This is a genomic window from Moorena sp. SIO2C4 (assembly GCF_010672485.1).
Taxonomy (GTDB): domain Bacteria; phylum Cyanobacteriota; class Cyanobacteriia; order Cyanobacteriales; family Coleofasciculaceae; genus Moorena; species Moorena producens.
This window is the reverse complement of sequence record NZ_JAAHGN010000925.1, coordinates 1-3,072: the sequence shown is the minus strand read 5'-3', so window position 1 is coordinate 3,072 and position 3,072 is coordinate 1. Positions and strand designations below refer to the sequence as shown.

The following is a 3,072-nucleotide window of genomic DNA, read 5'->3' as shown; positions in this document are numbered from 1 at the left end:
GCTGCATTAGCAATCAAATTTTGGTGGCTATACGCCCATTTTGCTACTGTTAAAGCACCAAAAAATAACGTGGCAGCAAACGTATAGTTAATGTCTAGTCCAGGAATACCTTTTTGAACTTCACTATGTTGCCAATCCGGGAATCTAAACCAATTCCTTGGGCAACTTGGGTAACATCAGCACCTACGCGATCGCAAATATTGGCAATTTCATTAATAAAGCTAATTTTAGTAGCCAAAAAGGCATTAGCCGCATATTTAATCATCTCAGCTGAGCTGAGATCTGTACCTAGCACTGGAACTGGGGGAAGGGATTTGTCTTCAGCAAACTGGCGTTCGACAATTGGTTGATACAGTTCCTTCATCATTGCGATCGCTTTTTCGCTATTGCCTCCTAGGACAATACGGTCTGGATTAAAGGTATCGTAAACTGCTGAACCTTCTCGGAGAAACTCTGGATTACTGACCACATCAAAATCCGCGGTAATGTCTTCTGCTGGTTCAGTTTCAGCTTGCCCTCCTGCAGTTACCAAAGATTTCTGGCGTTCAGCTACCCCATCTAGGACAATCATCCTTACCCAATCTCCAGAACCAATGGGTACCGTTGATTTGTTGACAATTACTTTGTAACCATCCTTGAGATGGGATCCAATCCCTCTGGCCACAGCTTCCACATAACGAGTGTCACTTTCTCCGGTAGGTAGGGGGGGAGTTCCCACTGCAATGAATAAAATTTCCCCATGGTCTACCCCAGCCGCCAAATCTGTGGTAAACTCAAGTCTACCTGCATTAGCTGACTCCTGCATTATTTCCGACAGTCCTGGTTCATAGATGGGCGACTGTCCAGATTTCATCAGCTTAACTTTTTCTTCGTTGTTGTCTACACAGATTACTTGATGACCGATATGGGCTAAGCAAGCGCCAGTTACTAAGCCCACATATCCTGTACCAATCACACAAACGCGCATGGACCTATACCTCAATTAATATAAACTTCAATGGTTAGTAAAGGTTAAGAAAGTCTCACGGTTGGAGCCACAGATAGTATTGGCACCCTGACCTGAGGTTGATTGATTTAATTAAATCTGATTGTTTTCCTCTTGAGGAGTTAAACGCTTACGGAAATCGGACACTGTGAAATCTAACCCTTCTGACAAAGTAATAGTAGGTTCCCAACCTAGTAAGGTTTTAGCTTTACTAATGTCTGGTTGCCGACGTCGGGGGTCATCCTGAGGTAGAGGCTTAAAGATAATTTCTGTATCAGGATTCACCATTTTCTGAATCGCCTGAGCGAGTTCTAATATAGTGTATTCTCCAGGATTCCCGAGATTAATCGGTCCGGTATGGTCATTATTCATAAGTCGAATTAGTCCTTCGACTAAGTCGGAGACATAGCAGAAACTTCGGGTCTGTGAACCATCCCCATAAACCGTTAAGGCTTCCCCCTTCAGAGCTTGCACCACAAAATTGCTAACGACTCGCCCATCATTTTCCAGCATTCGAGGACCGTAGGTGTTAAAAATGCGGGCTACACGAATGTCTACACCATTTTGTCGATGGTAGTCAAATGCGAGGGTTTCTGCCACTCGCTTGCCTTCATCGTAACAACTGCGAATCCCAATGGGATTGACATTACCCCGATAATCTTCTGACTGGGGATGGACATCCGGATCCCCATATACCTCAGACGTGGAGGCTAATAATAATCTCGCCTTCACCCGTTTGGCTAACCCTAACATGTATAGGGTACCCATGACATTGGTTTTGATAGTCTTGACGGGATTGTATTGGTAGTGAACTGGGGATGCTGGACAAGCGAGGTGGTATATTTGATCAACTTCTAACCGAATCGGTTCAGTGATGTCGTGGCGGACCAACTCAAAGTAGGGGTGTGCCAGCCATTTCAGGATATTCCGTTTGTGACCAGTGTAGAAGTTATCCAGACAAATAACTTCATGACCTTCTGCCATCAAACGATCAATTAGATGGGAGCCGATAAAACCAGCCCCACCAGTAACTAGTATTCTCATGCCACTGAACTTTTGTGATGTGAAATCAATCCTAAACTAACCTCTGAATTTAACAGTGTCCAGTTAGACAATTTTTACTTAATTTATGGCAAAAAGTCCGGATATATATCTCTCCATATAGTTTTTCACCTACCTTGAAAACCAATTCCGTAATTACCGAAGGTTATCATCGAATTCTCTTGGCTAACCGGTTGAGAATTACTAGGTTGGTAGTAAGCATTCCGAGATTAGTACTTGGCTTTCAGGTCTGGACTTTTAATGACTGAATCCCCCCTCTAGCCTTGGTCAAGACGCAATACTGCCATAAACGCTTCCTGAGGAACATCAACAGTCCCTACAGCTTTCATCCGCTTTTTACCTTTTGCCTGCTTTTGGAGAAGTTTTTTCTTCCGGGAAATGTCACCACCGTAGCATTTAGCCAATACATCTTTTCTCAAAGCCGGAATATGTTCACTAGCAATGACTCGACTACCAATAGCCGCTTGAAGAGGAATTTTAAATTGGTGTCGGGGAATGAGTTCCTTGAGTTTCTCCACCAAGGTACGACCCACATAGTAAGCTTTGTCTCGGTGAACAATTACTGCCAGGGAGTCCACAGGCTCCGCATTAATCAGTAGATCCAGCTTGACTAAGGGATTATCTCGGTAACCAATGAGCTGGTACTCCATACTGGCATAACCCCGAGAGCGAGACTTCATTTGATCAAAAAAGTCAGTAACCACTTCTGCTAGGGGTAATTCATAAATTAAAGTAGTCCGTCCTTGGGCAAGATAAGTCATATCCTTAAAATCCCCACGGCGGCTTTGACAGAGTTCCATCAGAGTCCCAACATAGGTTTCTGGGGTAATCATTTCTACCCGGACATAGGGTTCGGCAATTTTTTCCCGTTCTTGGGGGGATGGCAGGGTACTCGGATTATCAATTTCAAGGACTTCTCCCTGATTGGTGGTCACTTGATAGACCACTGAAGGGGCGGTGGTGATTAGCTCCAAATCATATTCCCTTTCCAGGCGCTCTTGAACAATTTCCATGTGCAGCAAGCA

General features: G+C 44.2%; 2 protein-coding genes and 1 pseudogene. All 3 read right to left on the bottom strand.

Translation table 11 applies throughout. The features are described 5' to 3' along the window. Nucleotides 1–127 precede the first annotated feature (127 nt). Nucleotides 128–967, bottom strand: a pseudogene (locus tag F6K20_RS31495) (UDP-glucose dehydrogenase family protein); the annotation flags it as partial. 111 nt (nt 968–1,078) lie between these two features. Further along, nucleotides 1,079–2,029, bottom strand: a complete 951-nt coding sequence (locus tag F6K20_RS31490) for a UDP-glucuronic acid decarboxylase family protein (protein ID WP_008178712.1) — start codon at nt 2,027–2,029, stop codon at nt 1,079–1,081. 275 nt (nt 2,030–2,304) lie between these two features. Continuing rightward, the coding region (locus F6K20_RS31485; protein ID WP_502708902.1) for an elongation factor 4 family protein at nt 2,305–3,072 on the bottom strand (768 nt) is incomplete at its 5' end.